At 55.7% G+C, this 20,513-nt stretch carries 18 protein-coding genes; 14 read left to right on the top strand and 4 right to left on the bottom strand.

The window, feature by feature from the left end; all coding sequences use genetic code 11:
* Nucleotides 1-4: 4 nt before the first annotated feature.
* A complete protein-coding gene (gene fadL, locus IP581_RS15880; RefSeq protein WP_193820821.1) occupies nucleotides 5-1,366 on the bottom strand; it encodes a long-chain fatty acid transporter FadL in 1,362 nt (453 codons plus the stop codon).
* A gap of 378 nt (nucleotides 1,367-1,744) precedes the next feature.
* On the opposite strand from fadL, the gene IP581_RS15875 reads away from it, so the two are divergent.
* From IP581_RS15875 to sixA, 4 genes are all read left to right on the top strand, one after another.
* Nucleotides 1,745-2,029, top strand: a complete 285-nt coding sequence (locus IP581_RS15875) for a YfcZ/YiiS family protein (RefSeq protein WP_017458646.1) — start codon at nucleotides 1,745-1,747, stop codon at nucleotides 2,027-2,029.
* A gap of 162 nt (nucleotides 2,030-2,191) precedes the next feature.
* Complete coding sequence (gene fadI / locus IP581_RS15870) at nucleotides 2,192-3,499, top strand: acetyl-CoA C-acyltransferase FadI (RefSeq protein WP_193820820.1); 1,308 nt, start codon at nucleotides 2,192-2,194, stop codon at nucleotides 3,497-3,499.
* Nucleotides 3,499-5,646, top strand: coding sequence for a fatty acid oxidation complex subunit alpha FadJ (fadJ, locus tag IP581_RS15865; protein ID WP_193820819.1), 2,148 nt, complete (start codon nucleotides 3,499-3,501; stop codon nucleotides 5,644-5,646). The genes fadI and fadJ overlap by 1 nt, the downstream gene beginning before the upstream one ends.
* A 209-nt stretch (nucleotides 5,647-5,855) precedes the next feature.
* The gene (gene sixA, locus IP581_RS15860) at nucleotides 5,856-6,341 is read left to right on the top strand and encodes a phosphohistidine phosphatase SixA (protein ID WP_086870987.1); all 486 of its coding nucleotides are present in this window, start codon (nucleotides 5,856-5,858) and stop codon (nucleotides 6,339-6,341) included.
* A gap of 57 nt (nucleotides 6,342-6,398) precedes the next feature.
* On the opposite strand, the gene smrB is transcribed toward sixA, so the two are convergent.
* Nucleotides 6,399-6,950 (bottom strand): endonuclease SmrB, encoded by a 552-nt coding sequence (gene smrB, locus IP581_RS15855; protein ID WP_045513070.1) that lies wholly within the window; start codon nucleotides 6,948-6,950, stop codon nucleotides 6,399-6,401.
* A gap of 166 nt (nucleotides 6,951-7,116) precedes the next feature.
* Between smrB and prmB the strand changes: the two genes are divergently transcribed.
* From prmB to IP581_RS15825, 6 genes are read left to right on the top strand one after another with little or no spacing between them, the layout of a single operon-like run.
* On the top strand, nucleotides 7,117-8,049 hold the full coding sequence (gene prmB, locus IP581_RS15850) for a 50S ribosomal protein L3 N(5)-glutamine methyltransferase (RefSeq protein WP_025263897.1): 933 nt from the start codon (nucleotides 7,117-7,119) through the stop codon (nucleotides 8,047-8,049).
* Nucleotides 8,050-8,086: 37 nt separating this feature from the next.
* Entirely contained in the window at nucleotides 8,087-9,172 is a 1,086-nt protein-coding gene (aroC, locus tag IP581_RS15845; protein ID WP_086870989.1) for a chorismate synthase, read from the top strand.
* A gap of 2 nt (nucleotides 9,173-9,174) precedes the next feature.
* Nucleotides 9,175-9,999, top strand: a complete 825-nt coding sequence (mepA, locus tag IP581_RS15840; RefSeq protein WP_097400359.1) for a penicillin-insensitive murein endopeptidase — start codon at nucleotides 9,175-9,177, stop codon at nucleotides 9,997-9,999.
* Nucleotides 9,999-10,811, top strand: a complete 813-nt coding sequence (locus IP581_RS15835; RefSeq protein WP_086870993.1) for a sulfite exporter TauE/SafE family protein — start codon at nucleotides 9,999-10,001, stop codon at nucleotides 10,809-10,811. The genes mepA and IP581_RS15835 overlap by 1 nt, the downstream gene beginning before the upstream one ends.
* Nucleotides 10,808-11,347 (top strand): elongation factor P hydroxylase, encoded by a 540-nt coding sequence (locus tag IP581_RS15830; protein ID WP_097400360.1) that lies wholly within the window; start codon nucleotides 10,808-10,810, stop codon nucleotides 11,345-11,347. The genes IP581_RS15835 and IP581_RS15830 overlap by 4 nt, the downstream gene beginning before the upstream one ends.
* Nucleotides 11,348-11,374: 27 nt before the next feature.
* Entirely contained in the window at nucleotides 11,375-11,653 is a 279-nt protein-coding gene (locus IP581_RS15825; RefSeq protein WP_020454568.1) for a YfcL family protein, read from the top strand.
* A 43-nt stretch (nucleotides 11,654-11,696) separates the two neighbouring features.
* Here the strand turns inward: IP581_RS15825 and mnmC are convergent, their stop codons facing one another.
* Nucleotides 11,697-13,697: a bifunctional tRNA (5-methylaminomethyl-2-thiouridine)(34)-methyltransferase MnmD/FAD-dependent 5-carboxymethylaminomethyl-2-thiouridine(34) oxidoreductase MnmC gene (gene mnmC, locus IP581_RS15820; RefSeq protein ID WP_193820818.1), complete on the bottom strand. Its 2,001-nt coding sequence runs from the start codon at nucleotides 13,695-13,697 to the stop codon at nucleotides 11,697-11,699.
* Between the two features lie 156 nt (nucleotides 13,698-13,853).
* On the opposite strand from mnmC, the gene fabB reads away from it, so the two are divergent.
* The 3 genes from fabB (at nucleotide 13,854) to IP581_RS15805 (ending at nucleotide 18,165) form a co-directional block, all read left to right on the top strand.
* Complete coding sequence (gene fabB / locus IP581_RS15815) at nucleotides 13,854-15,068, top strand: beta-ketoacyl-ACP synthase I (protein ID WP_086871000.1); 1,215 nt, start codon at nucleotides 13,854-13,856, stop codon at nucleotides 15,066-15,068.
* A gap of 364 nt (nucleotides 15,069-15,432) precedes the next feature.
* Nucleotides 15,433-16,614, top strand: coding sequence for an MFS transporter (locus IP581_RS15810; RefSeq protein WP_097400362.1), 1,182 nt, complete (start codon nucleotides 15,433-15,435; stop codon nucleotides 16,612-16,614).
* A 120-nt stretch (nucleotides 16,615-16,734) separates the two neighbouring features.
* Nucleotides 16,735-18,165, top strand: coding sequence for a 6-phospho-beta-glucosidase (locus tag IP581_RS15805; RefSeq protein WP_193820817.1), 1,431 nt, complete (start codon nucleotides 16,735-16,737; stop codon nucleotides 18,163-18,165).
* Between the two features lie 31 nt (nucleotides 18,166-18,196).
* Here the strand turns inward: IP581_RS15805 and flk are convergent, their stop codons facing one another.
* On the bottom strand, nucleotides 18,197-19,204 hold the full coding sequence (gene flk, locus IP581_RS15800) for a flagella biosynthesis regulator Flk (RefSeq protein WP_193822711.1): 1,008 nt from the start codon (nucleotides 19,202-19,204) through the stop codon (nucleotides 18,197-18,199).
* A 111-nt stretch (nucleotides 19,205-19,315) separates the two neighbouring features.
* On the opposite strand from flk, the gene pdxB reads away from it, so the two are divergent.
* A complete protein-coding gene (pdxB, locus tag IP581_RS15795; RefSeq protein WP_193820816.1) occupies nucleotides 19,316-20,452 on the top strand; it encodes a 4-phosphoerythronate dehydrogenase PdxB in 1,137 nt (378 codons plus the stop codon).
* Nucleotides 20,453-20,513: the final 61 nt, after the last annotated feature.

Genomic DNA, 20,513 nt, shown 5'->3' with positions numbered 1-20,513 from the left:
TTTATCAGAACGCGTAGTTAAAGTTCGCGCCATACAGCCATGCACGACCTTCAGATTTGAAGGTATACGGGCCTTCTGTGAACTCCACTTTCTGACCGTGCATATAAGAAACGCCGACATCGACGGAGGCATCTTTGTTAAACGCGTAGGTCGCACCGGTACTCAGCCAGAAACGATCCTGATCCGGGATGGAGATGGAGCGTTTGGCTGCCGGAACCGGGCTGTCATCAAAGGCGATACCGGCGCGGAAGGTCCAGTTATCATCCATGTAATAGGTGGTACCCAGTGCGATACGGTAGGCGTCTTTAAAGCTTTCATCTTTATAGAACAGCGTCTGGCCATTGTTGCCGGTCGCTTTCAGTTCCTGGAACTGGCTCCAACTGGTGTAAGCCAGGCTATAGTGAATGGCCCACTGCGGATCAACACGGTTGTAACCCGACACTTCCCACATTTCCGGCAGATGTAATGAGAGCGAACCGTTGGTGGTGGCGCCGCCAGTGCCATACGGTAAGCCCAGACCCAGCGCAGCATTGATCGGGTTCAGCGTCGCAGGCAGGCTGCTCTTATAATCGCCGTCGAAGTCGACTTTGATTTCAGAACGGTAGGTCAATGCATAGCGGTTGTTTTTATCCAGCTCGTAAAGAATGCCGGCGTTCCAGCCAAAGCCCCACTCATCACCTTTCAGATGGGCGATTTGCGTATCGCGGCTAATGCCGCCAGCCTGCGCGCCAATCGCGGCGGCCTGTTGCGCGGACAACTGACCAGATTGCACCAGCCCTGGCAGACCTGCGCCGATGATTTGCGGCAGGTCACCCGCGTAGCGCTCCACTTTCGCACGTGCATAAACAGCGTCAAAGCCGAGGCCGAAGCTCCAGTGGCTATCCAGACGGTACGCGCCGCTCAGGTTGAGGTTCAGCGTTTCAAGGTCGGTTTTACCACCCATAGAACCGGCGGCGTAATTGTTGTTGAACTCGGTGGCCAGCCCGTAGTTAGAGGTTACAGACGCGCCCCAGCCAAATTGATCGTTAATCGGTGCCACGAAATGCAGGTTCGGCACCCATGCGGTCGGGGCGATGTTGTCCTGGCTGGCATTGTTACCAATTGCAGAACGGCCCGTCACGTTAACATCCGGATCGACAAACACCGCACCACCTGAGAAGGTTGGGCGATCGAACATGGTGATCAGCGCCGGGTTGCGGCTGACGTTGCCTGCGTCATCAGCGATGGCGCCTTCACCGGAATAAGCTCGGCCAAGGCCAGAGGATGAAAACTCGTTGAGTTGAAAGCCTGCAGACCAGGCCTGGGTAGAAACGATTGCCACTGCGACTGCCAACGCAGACTTGGTAAACCGGGTTTTCTGGCTCATGACCATAACCTCATTCGAAATCGATTTATTTTTATACAAACTTTGTTACGCGGGGTAACAGGAGCGCGAAGTGTAGGGTCTGAGGTACATCTGAGAAATCAGACCAGTGGCGAGAGTATAGGTCTGACCAGAGGAAATGTTGCAAGTATGTATATAAGATTTTTCAATTGTGATCTTCGAAACGGGATCTGCGCAGCAAAATTGCCCCCGGTGTTAATCAGCCGATTAGATGATTTTTGTTTTAGATCATTTTTAAGTGTGATTTCGGTCACTTATCGCCGCTTGCGGAATTAACGACTGGAGCCACATTCCCTCGCGGCGTAAAATATGCGCAACGTTTATCTGGCACCTTGGGTGCGAATTCAGAGGAAATCTACCATGAGTAAATGCAGTGCTGATGAAACCCCGGTTTGCTGCTGTATGGATGTTGGCACCATTATGGACAACTCCGACTGCACCGCCTCTTACAGCCGCGTGTTCGCTAACCGCGCCGACGCTGACGAAACCCTGGCTGCGCTGAGCGCCAGAGCCCGCAGCGTGGAATCCGATCCTTGCCAAATCACCTCTACGTTTACGGAAGTGGCCGATGGTGTACGTCTGGATATCGATTTTGTCTTCGCTTGCGAAGCCGAAACGCTGATTTTCCAGCTCGGTCTGCGTTAATTATCCCGCCAACGCTCCCGATCACCGGGAGCGTTTTGTTAAGTATCTCTGTGCCTTAGCTCCCATTTTTTTCTCCCTCCCATTGGCTAAATGTAAAAAATTGGTTAAGACTGTTATCAGGTCAGACCACTTAATACATTACGCTGTTAACAGGGGAGTGTTATGAAGGCATTACCGCTTGTCACCCGCCAGGGCGACCGCATTGCCATTGTCAGTGGGTTACGTACCCCTTTTGCCCGCCAGGCGACCGTCTTTCACGGCGTGCCGGCCATCGATCTTGGCAAAATGGTAGTGGGAGAGATGCTGGCACGCAGCGAAATTCCCCCCGAAGTGATTGAACAACTGGTGTTTGGCCAGGTAGTTCAAATGCCCGAAGCGCCGAATATTGCGCGCGAAATTGTGCTTGGCACCGGCATGAGTGTGCATACCGACGCTTACAGTGTTAGCCGCGCCTGCGCGACCAGCTTTCAGGCGGTGGCGAATGTCACCGAAAGCCTGCTGGCAGGCACCATCCGTGCCGGTATTGCCGGGGGCGCAGATTCATCCTCTGTGCTGCCGATTGGTGTCAGCAAAAAACTGGCGCGTACGCTGGTGGATGCCAACAAAGCGCGCACCATGGCGCAAAAACTGAAACTCTTCTCACGCCTGCGTCTGCGCGATCTGCTGCCGGTTCCCCCGGCGGTGGCGGAGTATTCCACCGGCCTGCGCATGGGCGATACCGCTGAACAGATGGCGAAAACCTACGGTATCAGCCGCGAACAGCAGGATGCGCTGGCGCACCGTTCGCACCAGCTTGCCGCGCAAGCCTGGGCAGAAGGCAAACTGGCAGAAGAGGTGATGACCGCTTACGCGCCGCCATTTCGCGATCCGGTCGAAAAAGATAACAACGTGCGCACAAATTCAAGCCTGGCGGATTATGCAAAACTGCGCCCGGCGTTTGATCGCCAACACGGCACGGTGACGGCGGCCAACAGTACGCCGCTTACCGATGGCGCAGCGGCGGTGATCCTGATGACCGAATCCCGCGCCAAAGAGCTGGGGCTGGTGCCGTTGGGATACCTGCGCAGTTATGCCTTTACCGCCATTGATGTGCGTGAAGATATGCTGCTTGGCCCGGCATGGGCAACGCCGCTGGCGCTGGAAAGAGCCGGATTATCAATGGCGGATTTAACCCTGCTTGATATGCATGAAGCCTTTGCCGCGCAAACCCTGAGCAACCTGAAGCTAATGGCCAGCGAGCGTTTTGCCCGCGAGGTGCTGGGCCGTTCACAGGCAACCGGCGAAGTGGATGACAGTAAATTTAACGTGCTTGGCGGCTCTATCGCTTATGGGCATCCGTTTGCCGCTACCGGCGCGCGTATGATCACTCAAACCCTGCATGAGTTGCGCCGCCGCGGTGGCGGTTTCGGGCTGGTAACGGCCTGCGCCGCAGGCGGTCTCGGTGCCGCAATGGTTCTGGAGGCAGAGTAATGACCACAACATCGGCATTTACCCTTAGTGTGCGTCCCGACAATGTGGCGGTAGTCGCGATTGATGTCCCAAACGAGAAGATGAACACGCTGAAAGCGGAGTTCGCGACCGACGTGCGCGCCATTCTTAAACAGATCCGCGATAACAAATCATTGCGCGGCGTGGTGTTTATCTCAGCAAAACCGGACAACTTTATTGCGGGCGCGGATATCAATATGATCGCCCGCTGCCAGACGGCGAAAGAGGCCGAGGAGCTTGCCCGCCAGGGACAGCAACTGATGGCGGAAATCCATGCGCTGCCGATCCCGGTGATTGCCGCGATTAATGGCCCTTGCCTCGGCGGTGGGCTGGAGCTGGCGCTGGCGTGTCATCGCCGGGTTTGTACGAACGACGCCAAAACAGTACTGGGATTACCGGAAGTACAACTGGGTTTGCTTCCTGGCTCCGGCGGTACGCAGCGTTTGCCACGTCTGATTGGCGTGAGTACCGCGCTGGAGATGATCCTCACCGGCAAACCGTTACGCCCACGGCAGGCATTAAAAGTGGGGCTGGTGGACGATGTGGTTCCGCCTTCCATTTTACTGGACGCCGCCGTCGGGCTGGTTTCGCAGGGGCGTCCTGCCAGCCGCCATTTACCGGTGCGCGAGCGTATCCTTGCCGGGCCGCTTGGCCGTACTTTATTGTTCCGCATGGTGGCGAAGAAAACGGAGCAGAAAACCCAGGGGAATTATCCTGCTGCATCGCGCATTCTCTCGGTGATCGAAACCGGCCTTGCCCAGGGGCGCAGCAGCGGTTATGACGCTGAAGCGCGCGCGTTTGGCCAACTGGCGATGACGCCGCAATCGCAGGCGTTGCGGCATCTCTTCTTTACCAGTACCGATATCAAAAAAGATCCTGGCAGCGCCGTCGAACCCGGCCCGCTTAATAGTGTGGGAGTGCTGGGCGGTGGGTTGATGGGCGGCGGTATCGCGTTTGTCACTGCCAGCAAAGGCGGCTTGCCGGTTCGCATTAAAGATATTAACGCGAAGGGCATTAACCATGCGCTGAAATACAGTTGGCAACAACTGGATAAAAAAGTGCGCCGTCGCTACATGAAACCCGCCGAGCGCGACAGCCAGATGGCGAAGATCTCCGGTTCGCTTGATTATCGTGGCTTTGCCCATCGCGATCTGGTGATTGAAGCGGTGTTCGAGGATTTAGCGTTGAAGCAGAAAATGGTGGGTGAAGTCGAAGCTAACTGCGCAGCGCATACCATTTTCGCGTCCAATACCTCGTCTTTACCTATCGGCGATATTGCTGCGAATGCGGCGCGTCCGGAAAAAGTTATCGGATTACATTTTTTTAGTCCGGTGGAAAAAATGCCGCTGGTCGAGGTGATCCCCCATGCCGGCACCGATGAGCAGACCATTGCCACGACGGTGAAACTGGCGAAAAAACAGGGCAAAACGCCCATTGTGGTGGCCGATAAAGCTGGCTTTTACGTTAACCGCATCCTCGCGCCTTATATTAATGAAGCGATGCGTCTGTTAAGCGAAGGCCAACGTATTGAAACGATCGATCAGGCGCTGGTGAAATTCGGTTTCCCGGTGGGGCCCATCCAGTTGCTGGATGAAGTGGGGATCGATACCGGCACCAAAATTATCCCGGTGCTGGAAGCTGCCTACGGGGAACGTTTTAGCGCGCCTGCAAGTGTGGTTAACGCAATCTTGAATGACGATCGCAAAGGCAGAAAAAATGAGCGCGGTTTCTATCTTTACCCGGCGAAAGGGCGTAAAAGCAAAAAACAGCCAGACCCATCGATCTACCGCTTAATCGGTGTTTCAGATGGCACGCAGTTACCGCCTCAGCAGATAGCGGAGCGGTGTGTGATGTTGATGCTGAACGAAGCGGCTCGCTGCTTTGATGAACAGGTGATTCGCAGCGCGCGTGATGGTGATATTGGCGCCGTGTTTGGCATCGGTTTCCCTCCGTTTTTGGGCGGGCCGTTCCACTATATGGACGCGCTGGGCGTAAGCGAAGTGGTGGCGACACTACAGCGCTTACAGGCGCAGTATGGCGAGCGTTTTACCCCTTGCGAGCCGCTGTTACGCATGGCGGAACAAGGTGTAACTTTCTGGCCGACAAAAGAAACTGAACGTTTCAGTTAGTGTCTAAAAAAGGAATTCTGTTATACCTCATGGGCTTTACGGTTATTTAATAAACAGTGATTGACTATACTTGCGCCATTGAGGTAAAAAACAGCGTTTCATTCAACGAATGGATCAGGCACAATGCCCGGCCATTAATATTTTCCGGTGTCGTGAAATGATTTTGCGGTGAAAGTATTAATGATTCTGGTTAACAAAAGCGGTGCAATATGCAAGTTTTTATCATGCGTCACGGCGACGCTGCCCTCGATGCAGCCAGTGACTCGGTTCGTCCCTTAACCCCTTGTGGCTGTGACGAAACCCGTCTAATGGCAACATGGTTGAAAGGCCAAAAAGTGGATATTGAACGTGTTCTGGTCAGCCCTTTTTTACGTGCTGAACAGACGCTGGATAAGGTAGGGGAGTGTATGAACCTGCCTGACAACGTGGATGTCCTGCCGGAACTGACGCCCTGTGGCGATATCGGCCTGGTCAGCGCCTATTTACAGGCGCTGGCAAATGAAGGTACTTCCGCCGTGCTGGTTATTTCTCACCTGCCGCTGGTCGGATACCTGGTGTCCGAGCTCTGCCCGGGTGAAGCGCCGCCGATGTTTACCACCTCCGCCATCGCCAGCGTCACGCTGGATGGAGACGGTAAAGGTGTCTTTAACTGGCAAATGAGTCCCTGCAACCTGAAGATGCCAAAAGCTATCTGATTCGCCGGACCATGAAAGATAAAGAGCCGCATAATGCGGCTCTTGTCGTTTCTGCCGTCAGGGCAACTCCGGCGGTTGCCACTCTTCCACTTCAATAAGCACCAGTATCGCCGCATCGCCGCCATACTCTTTTGGCGCCTGGTGAAACGCCATCACATGCGGGTGTTGCGCCAGCCACAGCGGGGTTTGCTGCTTGAGAATATGTTTGCCGTGACCGTGCATTACGCAGGCGCAAAACACATGTTCGCGACGGCAGGCGGCAATCAATGCTCCCAGTTCCTGCTTCGCCTGCAGCTGGGTTAAACCGTGCAGATCAAGAAACAGCTCCGGAGCATAATCGCCACGGCGGATCTTTTTCAGCTCAAAATGGCTGACATCGTCGCGCACATATTTTACCGGGCCTTCGGTGTTTAACAGCGGCTGGAACTCATCAGAAAAATAGTGGCTGTTATCGGCCTGCTCCTGCAACAACCGTTTCTCCGGCACTTCAGTGATTTTTTTTCGCGCCGGGCGATGAACCACGGTGTCCTGCTTTATCTGGCGCGTACCGGTCATCAGTTGCCGGAACAGCGCCTGTTCCTCCTCGCTAAGCGATGGTTTCTTTTTCATCTGCGCATCTCATCTTTTCTTTTTTTCAGTGTACCCGACTCATTGCGCCAGCGGTGCAGCAAAATGCATTTTTACCCCGCGCAGGTGCGTGAGAATGCTGATTTATCGCCGTCTTCGTGGCAAACTAGCCGCCGAATTTAATGCGAGCATGCGCCTGGGGGATACCATGGATAAAATTTTCGTCGACGAAGCAGTGAACGAACTGCACACCATTCAGGACATGTTGCGCTGGTCGGTAAGCCGATTTAGCGCCGCCAATATCTGGTACGGCCACGGCACCGACAACCCGTGGGACGAGGCGGTGCAACTGGTATTGCCAACGCTCTATCTGCCGCTGGATATCCCGGAAGATATGCGCACCGCGCGTCTGACTTCCAGCGAGCGCCACCGCATTGTTGAACGCGTGATTCGCCGCGTTAACGAACGTATTCCGGTCGCTTATCTCACCAACAAAGCCTGGTTCTGTGGTCACGAATTTTATGTGGATGAGCGCGTGCTGGTGCCGCGTTCGCCGATTGGCGAGCTGATTAACAACCGTTTTGCCGGGCTTATCGATGAACAGCCGAAGCACATTCTGGATATGTGTACCGGTAGTGGCTGTATCGCGATTGCCTGTGCTTATGCCTTCCCGGAAGCGGAAGTGGACGCCGTCGATATCTCCACGGACGCGCTGGCGGTAACCGAGCACAATATTGAAGAGCACGGGCTTATTCATCACGTGACGCCAATCCGCTCTGACGTCTTCCGCGACTTGCCGAAAGTGCAGTACGACCTGATTGTGACCAACCCGCCGTACGTTGACGAAGAAGATATGGCAGATCTGCCTTCCGAGTATCGCCACGAGCCAGAACTTGGCCTGGCTTCCGGCAGCGATGGCCTGAAACTGACGCGCCGCATCCTCGCCTGTGCGCCAGATTACCTCTCTGACAACGGCATCCTGATTTGTGAAGTGGGTAACAGCATGGTACATCTGATGGAACAATACCCGGACGTACCGTTTACCTGGCTGGAGTTTGATAACGGCGGGGACGGTGTCTTCATGCTGACCAAAGCGCAGCTTATCGCCGCTCGCGAACACTTCAGCATCTATAAAGATTAAAACGACGCTCAACACAGACAACGACAACGGAGCCGTGATGGCAGGAAACACAATTGGACAACTCTTTCGCGTAACCACCTTCGGCGAATCGCACGGCCTGGCGCTCGGCTGTATTGTCGACGGTGTGCCGCCGGGCATTCCGCTGACCGAAGCGGATCTGCAACACGACCTGGACAGACGCCGCCCGGGGACATCGCGCTACACCACCCAGCGCCGCGAGCCGGATCAGGTGAAAATCCTCTCCGGCGTGTTTGAAGGCGTGACCACCGGCACCAGCATTGGTCTGCTGATTGAAAATACCGATCAGCGTTCGCAGGATTACGGTGCGATTAAAGATCTGTTCCGTCCAGGACATGCGGATTACACCTACGAGCAAAAATATGGTGTGCGCGATTATCGCGGCGGTGGCCGTTCTTCCGCCCGTGAAACGGCGATGCGCGTGGCGGCTGGTGCGATTGCCAAAAAATACCTGGCGCAGAAATTTGGCATTGTTATTCGCGCTTGTCTGACGCAGATGGGCGACATTCCGCTGGCGATCAAAGCCTGGGATCAGGTTGAGCAGAACCCATTCTTCTGCCCGGACCCGGACAAAATCGAGGCGCTGGATGAGCTGATGCGCGGCCTGAAAAAAGAGGGCGATTCCATTGGCGCGAAAGTCACCGTCGTCGCCGATGGCGTACCAGCAGGCCTTGGCGAGCCGGTGTTTGACCGCCTTGATGCGGATATCGCCCACGCGCTAATGAGCATTAACGCGGTGAAAGGCGTTGAAATTGGCGATGGCTTTGAAGTGGTAAAACTGCGCGGCAGCGAAAACCGCGATGAAATCACCAGACAGGGTTTCCAGAGCAATCATGCGGGCGGCATTCTGGGCGGTATCAGCAGCGGTCAGCAAATTATTGCCAACATTGCGTTGAAACCCACCTCAAGCATCACTGTACCCGGGAAGACGATCAACCGCTTTGGCGAGGAGGTCGAAATGATCACTAAAGGTCGTCACGATCCGTGCGTTGGCATTCGCGCCGTACCGATCGCTGAAGCGATGCTGGCGATTGTCTTGATGGATCACTTCCTGCGTCAGCGCGCGCAAAACGCTGATGTGATAACCGATATTCCACGCTGGTAACCATGAAAAAAACGGCAATCGCCCTGTTTGCCCTGCTGGTGAGCGCAACTGCCATGGCGGCGACGCCATGGCAAAAACTGACCCATCCCGTCGCCGGTAGCCCGCAATCTATCGGCGCGTTTTCCAATGGCTGTATCGTTGGCGCGCATGAGCTGCCGCTACAATCGGATCACTACCAGGTAATGCGCACCGACCAACGGCGCTATTTCGGCCACCCGGATCTGGTGTTATTCATTCAGCGCTTCAGCACGCAGGTGTACAACCTCGGGCTGGGTACGGTGCTGGTGGGCGATATGGGAATGCCAGCCGGTGGACGCTTTAACGGCGGTCACGCCAGCCACCAGTCGGGGCTGGATGTCGATATCTTCCTGCAGCTTCCGAAAACGCGCTGGAGCGCGGCGCAACTGCTGAAACCGCAGGCGCTGGATCTGGTTTCCCGCGATGGCAAACAGGTAGTGCCTGCGCTGTGGAAGCCGGAAATCAGCAGCATGATCAAGCTGGCGGCAGAGGATAACGACGTGACGCGTATCTTCGTGAACCCGGCAATCAAGCAGCAGCTTTGCCTTGATGCGGGTAGCGATCGTGACTGGCTGCGCAAAGTGCGCCCGTGGTTCCAGCATCGCGCACATATGCATGTGCGCTTGCGCTGCCCGGCGGACAGCCTGGAGTGCCAGGATCAACCGCTGCCGCCGCCTGGTGATGGTTGCGGCGCGGAATTGCAAAGCTGGTTTGAACCGGCGAAGCCGGGTAGTTCAACGCCTGAGAAAAAGACGCCGCCGCCGTTGCCGCCGTCCTGTCAGGCTTTACTGGATGAACACGCACTCTGATGGAACTCTTTCAACAACTGTTTATGGTGTCACCGCTGCTGCTGGTGACGCTTTTTTTTGTCGCGCTGCTGGCCGGGTTTATTGATGCGCTGGCGGGTGGGGGTGGGCTGCTAACCGTTCCGGCGCTGATGGCGGCGGGTATGTCACCGGCGCAGGCGCTGGCGACCAACAAATTGCAGGCCTGCGGCGGTTCGCTGTCGTCATCGCTCTATTTTATTCGCCGCAAAGTGGTGAATCTCGCCGATCAGAAGCTCAATATTCTGATGACCTTCATCGGTTCGACCACCGGCGCGCTGCTGGTCCAGCATGTGCAATCCGATGTGCTGCGCCAGATCCTGCCAATTTTAGTTATCTGTATTGGCCTCTATTTCCTGCTGATGCCAGGGCTTGGCGAAGAGGATCGTCAGCGCCGCTTGTACGGCCTGCCTTTCGCGCTGGTTTCCGGCGGCTGTGTCGGTTTTTATGACGGTTTCTTTGGTCCGGGCGCAGGCTCGTTTTACGCCCTGGCGTTTGTCACGCTTGCGGGTTTTAACCTGGCAAAATCGACCGCCCATGCCAAAGTGCTGAATGCTACCTCCAACGTCGGCGGGCTGCTGCTATTTATTATTGGCGGTAAAGTGGTGTGGGGTACCGGCTTTGTTATGCTGGCCGGGCAATTTCTCGGCGCGCGCATGGGCTCGCGTCTGGTGCTCAGCAAAGGGCAAAAGCTCATTCGTCCGATGATTGTGATTGTCTCGGCGGTGATGAGCGCAAAACTTCTCTATGACAGTCACGGGCAGGAGATCCTCCAGTATCTGGGGGTGAATGTATGACGCATCACTATCAACAATTAATTGATATTTTCGACGGCTGTTTTGCCGACGATTTTAATACCCGTCTGATTAAAGGCGACGACGAACCGATCTATCTTCCTGCTGATGCGGATGCACCTTATAACCGCATTGTCTTTGCCCACGGCTTTTATGCCAGCGCGTTACACGAAATTTCGCACTGGTGCATTGCGGGAGCAGAACGGCGCAAACTGGTCGATTTTGGTTACTGGTACTGCCCGGACGGACGCGATGCGGCGACGCAGGGGAAATTCGAAGATGTTGAAGTCAAACCGCAGGCGTTTGACTGGTTGTTCTGCGTGGCGGCGGGTTTTCCGTTTAATGTCAGCTGCGACAATCTGGAAGGCGATTTCGAACCCGATCGCATCGTGTTCCAGCGCCGTGTGCATGCACAGGTGATGACGTATCTGGAGCAGGGCATTCCTGAACGTCCGGCGCGTTTTATTAAAGCATTACAAGATTATTACCAGACGCCGCCCTTAGCGGCAGCACAGTTCCCGTGGCCGGAAGATCTGTAAGGCCATATTTTCGAGAGAGGAAGAGAGATGATCGCGGAGTTTGAATCACGCATTCTGGCGTTAATAGATAACATGGTGGACCACGCCAGTGATGATGAGCTGTTCGCGGGCGGTTATCTGCGCGGCCACCTGACGCTGGCGGTGGCGGAGCTGGAGAGCGGCGATGACCATGCGCCGGAAACCCTGTACGGAAAAGTGACCACCAGTGTGCAAACCGCTATTCAGGCGGGAGAACTATCGCCGCGCGATCAGGCGCTGGTGCTCGGCATGTGGGAAAATCTCTATCAGCAGGCGAAAGCGCACTAAGCCGTCTTTTCCCTCTCCGCTCAGGAGAGGGAAAATATTCATCTCATTTCACCGCTTTACCCTTCAATAACTTTCTGACCCATAAACGATTCGGGTTCATTGCCGCCAGTGTTTCACCGTCCAGCGGGATCGGTTCATTGCTCATTTGTGATGCCAGAATTTCTGCCGCCAGCGGCGCGCTGCACAACCCGCGTGAACCCAGCGCACCCAACATAAACAGACCGTCATAGACGGGTGCGCTGATGGCTGTTTCGCCGTGTTCTGCGAGTGTGGCATAGGCGTTAAGCGTTGCGTCGTAATCCGCTACGTTACCAACCATCGGCAGGTGATCGCGCGTAGCGCAGCGCACGCCGCAGCGTGCATCGCCCGCGCTGACATCCACCGTTTTAGCCCATGACGCCTGCGGGAAGCAGTCAAGCAACCGCTGGCGGTTCTGCTGCTGATCGGCTTCGCTGTAGGCGGTTTCCTGCTGACCGCGATGATAACTTGCGCCAATACAGTGCTGCTGATTGTGCGGGTTTTGCGGTGTGAGATAGCCGTCATAACACAGCACCTGGCGCAACGGGCTGAGCTCAGGCGTGGTGGGAATATGGCTGACCTGGCCTGCCACCGGATACACCGGTAGCTTTTCCGTTTGCGTAAAGTGGGGAAGGCGATGGCCGTTGGCCAGCACCACAGCGGCATGCTGGCGTAACTGGCCGCCTTTGATATGCAACTGCCAGTGATTATCTTCAGACGTTAATTGCTCGACATCATAACCATAGTGCACCTGTAAACCCTGTTCACAAGCCAGCGCGAGGGCGGCCGCCGTGAGCTGCGCCGGGCAGAGCCAGCCGCCAGCCGGGTAAGTGATGCCACCGCAGCCGGTTTCCACGCCGCAGAGCGCATCGGCCTCATTTGCCTCAACGCGCCTGGCGAGTTCCGGCGGCAGATCCAGCGTCAGCATTTGATCGATTTTGTGTTGGCTTTTTTCATCCCAGCCGAGTTGGGTCACGCCGCACCACTGATGGTCGAACTCGACAGGAACCGCGTCGTACACGCGGCGGGCAAAGATAAAGGCTGCCGGGAAGAAGCGTGCCAGCGCCGGATCGTGGGCGCTGAGCAAAGGATAGAGTGCGCCCTGGCGGTTACCGGATGCGCCTTCGGCAGGGGCGTCATCGGCGCAATACAGTGTGACCTGCCAGCCGCGACGCAGCAACGCCAGTGATAACAGCGCGCTGGCGACACCGCCGCCAATTAACGCCACCTCGCGCTCCTCTGTGCCGCTGCGGGCAAACCACGGCGCGCGAACCGCTGGCGCTCGCGGGTTTTCCATCACCCCGGTGAGCATTTCGCGTTTGCGGCCAAAACCTTTGCTTTTGTGCATGGTAAACCCCGCTTCCTGCAGACCGCGCCGGACGAAACCCGCCGAGGTAAAGGTCGCCAGCGTGCCGCCTGGCCTTGCAAGGCGCGCCATTGCCTGAAACAGATTGGGTGTCCACATGTCCGGGTTTTTGGCAGGTGCAAACCCATCAAGAAACCAGGCGTCCACGCTCTGGTTGAGCGAATCATCCAGCGTATCGGTCAGTTCATTGATGTCGCCGAACCATAAATCGAGCGTCACACGACCGCCGTCCAGCAACAGGCGGTGGCAGCCGGCAAAAGGCAGTGGCCACTGCGCTTGCAGCTGTTCTGCCCAACTTGCCAGTTCCGGCCAGTGGGCATGCGCTTTGCGCAGATCGCCCTGGGTGAGCGGAAATTTTTCAAAACTGATGAAATGTAATCTTTCCAGGGTAGCGTCGGGGTTAACTGCGCGAAAGGCCGTGAACGCCTGCCAGAGGGTAAGAAAGTTCAGACCGGTGCCGAAACCGCTCTCCGCAACCACAAACAGCGGGCGCGGGTGATCCAAAAAACGCTGTTCAAGACGGTTGCCGCCGAGAAAAACATAACGTGTCTCTTCCAGTCCGTTATCATTAGAGAAGTAGACATCGTCAAAATCTCGGGAAACAGGTGTACCCTCAGCGTTGAATTCCAGGTTGGCGGATTGTATAGCGGTTTGTTTCACGTAAGTTACTCGTCCATCAAGCAGTGTCACGATCTTAACGGGGGACAAAGAAAGGCGCAAATTTCCTCAGAAATTGTCTGATCGGACTTGTTCGGCGTACAAGTGTACGCTATCTTGCGACTCGAAACTTAATTAGTGCGACTTTAGGGGTATTGAATGAAACGTGCAGTGATTACTGGCCTGGGCATCGTTTCCAGCATTGGTAACAACCAGCAGGAAGTCCTGGCATCCCTGCGTGAAGGACGCTCAGGGATCACATTCTCTCAGGAATTTAAAGATTCCGGCATGCGCAGCCACGTATGGGGTAACGTTAAACTGGACACCACTGGTTTGATTGACCGTAAAGTGGTTCGTTTCATGAACGATGCCTCTATCTATTCCTATCTCTCCATGCAGCAGGCGATTGAAGATGCTGGCCTGAAAGACGAGGTTTATCAGAACAACCCGCGCGTGGGCCTGATCGCAGGTTCTGGCGGTTCGTCTAAATCTCAAGTTTTCGGTGCTGATGCAATGCGCAGCCCGCGTGGTCTGAAAGCGGTTGGCCCGTATGTGGTCACCAAAGCGATGGCGTCTGCGGTTTCCGCGTGCCTTGCAACACCGTTTAAAATTCACGGCGTGAACTACTCGATCAGCTCCGCGTGTGCGACTTCCGCCCACTGTATCGGTAACGCGGTAGAGCAGATCCAACTGGGTAAACAGGACATCGTTTTTGCCGGCGGCGGCGAAGAGCTGTGCTGGGAAATGGCTTGCGAATTCGACGCAATGGGCGCGCTCTCGACCAAATACAACGACACGCCGGAAAAAGCGTCCCGTACTTACGATAAAAACCGTGACGGTTTCGTTATCGCAGGCGGCGGCGGTATGGTGGTGGTTGAAGAGCTGGAGCACGCGCTGGCGCGCGGCGCGCACATTTATGCGGAAATTGTTGGCTACGGCGCGACCTCCGATGGTGCAGATATGGTAGCGCCGTCAGGCGAAGGCGCAGTGCGCTGCATGAAGATGGCGATGCACGGCGTTGATACCCCGATCGACTATCTGAACTCCCACGGCACTTCCACGCCGGTCGGCGATGTGAAAGAACTGGGTGCCATTCGCGAAGTGTTTGGCAACAACAGCCCGGCGATTTCCGCGACCAAAGCGATGACCGGTCACTCTCTGGGTGCCGCAGGCGTTCAGGAAGCGATTTACTCTCTGCTGATGCTGGAGCACGGCTTTATCGCCCCGAGCATTAACGTGGAAGAACTCGATGAGCAGGCTGAAGGTCTGAACATCGTCACTAAACCGATGGATGCGACATTAACTACCGTGATGTCTAATAGCTTCGGTTTTGGCGGCACGAACGCCACGCTGGTGATGCGCAAACTGAAATAAGTTTGTCTTACCGCGAGAAGGGGAGCCTGAGGCTCCCTTTTTTATTGCCAGCTTAAAATTCCTCTCTTGCGGGTACAGCAACGGGTTTTGATTGCCTTTGAATTTCCATCTTACCGAACGGGCAGAGGCTGTTTTTTTAAGGTTTCTGGCATGCGCTCAGGCGACGAAAACCATTCCGCTTTTATTCCGGGGACTTTTACGCGTTGACAACCCGCTATGTTGAAAGGCAAACTCCACCCGCAACATTATCCCTGCGATAATGCGTAAGCGTTTAACGTTAACCAACGCGCCTTAATCCTGAAACTCAGGTAGAGGGGGCGTGGTACTTCCGAATCCCGCCTTACTCTGCGTTATGGAGTAATGCATGTCTGCAGAATCACAATCTGTTCGTTCTTCTTCAGCAAATGTCTCGCTGTTTCGCATCGCTTTCGCGGTGTTTCTCACCTATATGACCGTTGGGCTGCCGCTACCGGTTATTCCGCTGTTTGTTCATCAGCAGCTCGGCTACGGCAACACGATGGTCGGTATCGCGGTCGGAATTCAGTTTCTTGCGACTGTCTTAACGCGCGGCTACGCCGGGCGGCTGGCGGATCAGTTCGGCGCTAAACGCTCGGCGTTGCAGGGGATGTTTGCCTGTGCGTTAGCCGGTGTGGCATGGCTTTTGGCCGCGTTACTACCGGTTGAACCGATAGCGAAATTTGCGCTACTGGTGGTAGGGCGTTTAATTCTCGGGTTTGGTGAAAGCCAGTTACTGACCGGAACGCTGACCTGGGGCATGGGGCTGGTTGGTCCGGCGCGTTCCGGCAAAGTGATGTCATGGAACGGGATGGCGATTTATGGTGCGCTGGCGGCCGGTGCGCCGCTGGGGTTATTGATCCACAGCCAGTTTGGTTTTGCTGCGCTTGCCGCGACCACTATCGCGTTACCGTTTGTTGCCTGGGCGTTTAACGGCAGCGTGCGCAAAGTACCGGCACATCCTGGTGAGCGTCCGTCGCTGTGGAGTGTGGTTGGGCTTATCTGGCAGCCGGGGCTTGGGCTGGCGTTACAGGGCGTCGGCTTTGCGGTGATCGGCACTTTTGTTTCGCTCTATTTCGCCAGTAACGGCTGGCCGATGGCGGGCTTTACCTTGACCGCCTTTGGCGGTGCATTTGTATTGATGCGTATTCTGTTTGGCTGGATGCCGGACCGTTTTGGCGGCGTGCGGGTAGCGATAGCCTCGCTGATAGTTGAAACCATCGGTCTGTTGCTACTGTGGCAGGCGCACGAGGCATGGACGGCGCTACTTGGCGCGGCGCTAACCGGTTGCGGTTGTTCATTGATCTTCCCGGCGCTCGGTGTGGAAGTGGTAAAACGCGTGCCGCCGCAGGTGCGCGGTACGGCGCTTGGCGGTTATGCGGCGTTTCAGGATATCTCGTATGCCTTTACCGGCCCGTTGACCGGCCTGCTGGCAACCTCGCTCGGCTACCCGTCGGTGTTTCTCGCCGGAGCTATTTCGGCGGTGACCGGGATTATCGTGACGTTAATCGCTTTCCGCTCACGTAAATAGCGCAGAAAACCGCAGCAATAAAACTCTTTGCAACCGGTTTCACAAAACAAGCCCGCGATGATGTCATGTCCTCGCGGGCTTGTTTATCCTTTGTTCACCATTGAGCGAAAGGAGAGAGATATGCCTGGGTTTAAAGCGGATTTTTTATGGGGTGGCGCCGTTGCCGCGCATCAGCTGGAAGGCGGCTGGCAGGAGGGCGGTAAAGGCGTGAGTGTTGCCGATGTGATGACCGCCGGCGCGCACGGCGTACCGCGTGAAATTACCGACGGCGTGCTGCCCGGTAAAAATTATCCCAACCATGATGCCATCGATTTTTACCATCGCTACAAAGACGACATTAAGCTGTTTGCCGAGCTGGGTTTTAAATGTTTTCGCACCTCCATTGCCTGGACGCGTATTTTCCCGAAAGGCGACGAGCTGGAGCCAAACGAAGCCGGGTTGCAATTCTATGACGATCTGTTCGACGAATGCCTGAAGTACAACATTGAGCCGGTGATCACCCTTTCCCATTTCGAAATGCCTTATCACCTCGTCACCGAATATGGCGGCTGGCGCAACCGTAAACTCATCGACTTTTTTGTCCGCTTCGCCAATGCCGTTTTCACCCGCTATCGCAGCAAGGTGAAATACTGGATGACGTTTAACGAAATCAATAATCAGGCCAACTACCACGAAGATTTCGCGCCGTTTACGAACTCCGGCGTGAAGTACCAACCCGGCGAAGATCGCGAAGTGATTATGTATCAGGCGGCGCACTATGAGCTGGTGGCGAGTGCGCTGGCGGTAGAAGCCGGACATAAAATCAACCCGGACTTCAAAATTGGCTGCATGATCGCCATGTGTCCAATCTATCCGTTAACCTGTGCGCCGGACGACATGATGATGTCGGTGGTGGCGATGCATCGCCGCTACTGGTTTACCGATGTGCATGTGCGTGGTTATTACCCGCAGCATCTGCTCAACTACTTCGCTCGCCGCGGTTTCAAACTCGACATTACCGACGAGGATTTGCAGATCCTCACGCGCGGCCGCGTCGACTATATCGGCTTCAGTTACTACATGTCCTTCGTCACCAAAGCGAAAGAGGACAACCCGCAACTGGATTACGACGAAACCAAAAGCCTGGTGCCGAACCCGTATGTCAAAGCGTCAGACTGGGGCTGGCAAATCGACCCGGTTGGTCTGCGTTACTCCCTGAACTACTTCTACGACATGTATCAGTTGCCGCTGTTTGTGGTGGAAAACGGTTTTGGCGCGATTGATAAGCCTGAAAGTGACGGTGTGGTGAATGACCAGTACCGCATTGACTATATGCGTGACCATATCCGCGAGATGAAAAAAGCGGTAGTGGAAGATGGCGTTGATTTAATGGGCTACACACCGTGGGGTTGCATCGATCTGGTTTCGGCGGGCACTGGCGAAATGAAGAAACGTTACGGCTTAATCTACGTCGATAAAGACAATGATGGCAACGGCACGCTGGCGCGCAGCCGCAAGAAATCGTTCTGGTGGTATCAGGACGTTATCAAACACAACGGTGACAATCTGTAAAAGCGAATCCCCTCCAGCAGAGGGGATTGTTTTAACTGAGTAGCCAGAAAAGAAACGCCACGATCAGCAGGGCGATAAAGAAGAAACCTGGACGGGTGGAAATCGCTTTTACCGTCTCGACAATTGGTGCCACAAACGGGCTGTAAATCGGCTGGATATCGCGCACCTCAATCATCCCCGACGCCCGTTCGGTGCGGCGTAAGAACACATGATTCAGAATATCCTGCACCTGGGCGGTGGTTAACACCGTCTGCGACGTCGCTTGCCATGTCTGCTGCGCGTACTCGGTGATGCTGCGCATCTCGTTGTTATCCAGCGGCTGCTTCAGCACCGTCTGGATAACATGCAGCGTTGGCGCGGGATGCGTGCTCAATGTCTGACGCGCCTGTAGCCACGTCATCAGCGGCGTAAAATGTTTCGCCGGGATCAGCTCGCCGCTTTTCACGCCGGAGAGTTCCAGCATCGATTGCCAGATAAGTTTGCCGGATTCGCCGGTGGCCGCCGTCAGTTTGATAACCGCCTGGTTGAGCGAGTTATGCTCTGCGGGCAGCAGCGGGCGCTCGGTGGAAGGGCGCTGCTGCGGCTGCGGAATGGTTATCTGGTTGTTTTGCAGCATCGTCAGCACCGTTTTCAACTGCTGCGGTGTCAGCTGGCTGAGCGCTGTCTGCCCGAACTGCTGGCGAATAAAATCACTCACCGCCTGGCGATTATTCCCCTGGCTTAACAGCTCCGTCAGCTGTGACACCATCTGGCGAGTGGTGTGATTTTGCGTGGCCGTTTCTACGCGCTGGTTGAGATTCTGTTCCGCCGCCGGAAAATGGCGGGAAAGCAGCGGCGTGTCGTTCTTCAGCCCTAAATCATGCTTAACGCCCGCCCAGACTTCCGCGCTCTGCTGTTGGGTCAGCGCAATCAGGCGAATAACCAGACGCTCAAGCACGGTGCGCTGCATCGTTGATAACGGTTGCTCGCCGATAGTATTGGCGGTCTGAGCTGGCTCTTGCCCGGGAGGGCGCGCGGGGGCACCCTGAATGGGTTGAATCATGGTTTCCTCTTACTCTCGCGTGGCGGTGGCGGCATTGCGGGTATGCCCGGCCGCGAGATTATGGCACACTTGCGCGCTCAACTCCCGTTCTCAAACAGGTACTGAAGCGTGAAAATCCTTGTTGATGAAAATATGCCGTATGCCCGCGATCTTTTTAGTCGCCTTGGTGAGGTAAAAGCGGTTCCCGGTCGCCCGATTCCCGTGGCGGAACTGGCCGATGCGGACGCCTTAATGGTGCGCTCTGTCACGAAGGTGAATGAGGGTTTATTACAGGGCACGGGGATCAAATTTGTCGGCACGGCGACAGCAGGCACCGACCATGTTGATGAGGCGTTTTTGCGCCAGGCGGGCATTGCTTTTTCCGCCGCACCTGGCTGCAACGCGATTGCGGTCGTCGAATATGTGTTCTCCTCGCTGCTGATGCTGGCGGAGCGTGACGGCTTTGCATTGCAGGATCGCACCGTCGGTATCGTGGGTGTCGGTAACGTAGGGGGGCGCTTACAGGCGCGACTGGAAGCATTCGGTGTTCGTACATTGTTGTGCGATCCGCCGCGCGCCGATCGTGGCGATGACGGGGATTTCCGCAGCCTGGATGAACTGGTGCGTGAAGCCGATGTGCTGACATTCCATACGCCGCTGTTTAAAAACGGGCCGTATAAAACGCTGCACCTGGTGGATGATGCGCTGCTTTCGCGCCTGAAGCCTGGCACTATTCTGATAAATGCCTGTCGTGGGCCGGTAGTCGATAACGCCGCACTGCTGCAACGTTTGCAGGCCGGACAAGCGCTGAGTGTGGTGCTGGATGTCTGGGAGCCGGAGCCGGACCTGAATGTCGATTTGCTTAACCTCGTCGATATCGGGACGGCGCATATCGCCGGTTACACGCTGGAAGGCAAAGCGCGCGGCACTACGCAGGTATTTGAAGCCTTTAGCGATTTTCTCGGCAAGCGTCAGCAAGTGGCGCTGGACACGCTGCTGCCCGCGCCGGAGTTCGGTCGCATCACACTGCATGGCGCGCTTGATCAGTCAACGCTAAAAAGGCTGGTGCATTTGGTGTATGATGTGCGCCGCGACGATGCGCTGCTGCGAAAAGTAGCGGGCACGCCGGGTGAATTTGATAAGCTGCGCAAAAATTATCTTGAGCGCCGCGAATGGTCATCGCTGTATGTGCAGTGCGATGACGCCAGCGCCGCCGCGCTGCTGCAAAAGCTTGGTTTCAACGCCACGCATAACCCGGCACGTTAATGTCATCTTAATGCTCCCTGCCGAATAGTGCGGCGGGGACGCTTTTTTCCTGGAGTAAATC

It is taken from the genome of Kosakonia pseudosacchari (assembly GCF_015167415.1).
Lineage (GTDB): Bacteria > Pseudomonadota > Gammaproteobacteria > Enterobacterales > Enterobacteriaceae > Kosakonia > Kosakonia pseudosacchari.
Note: the sequence above shows the minus strand (reverse complement) of the source record. Positions and strands in the feature narration are given on the sequence as shown.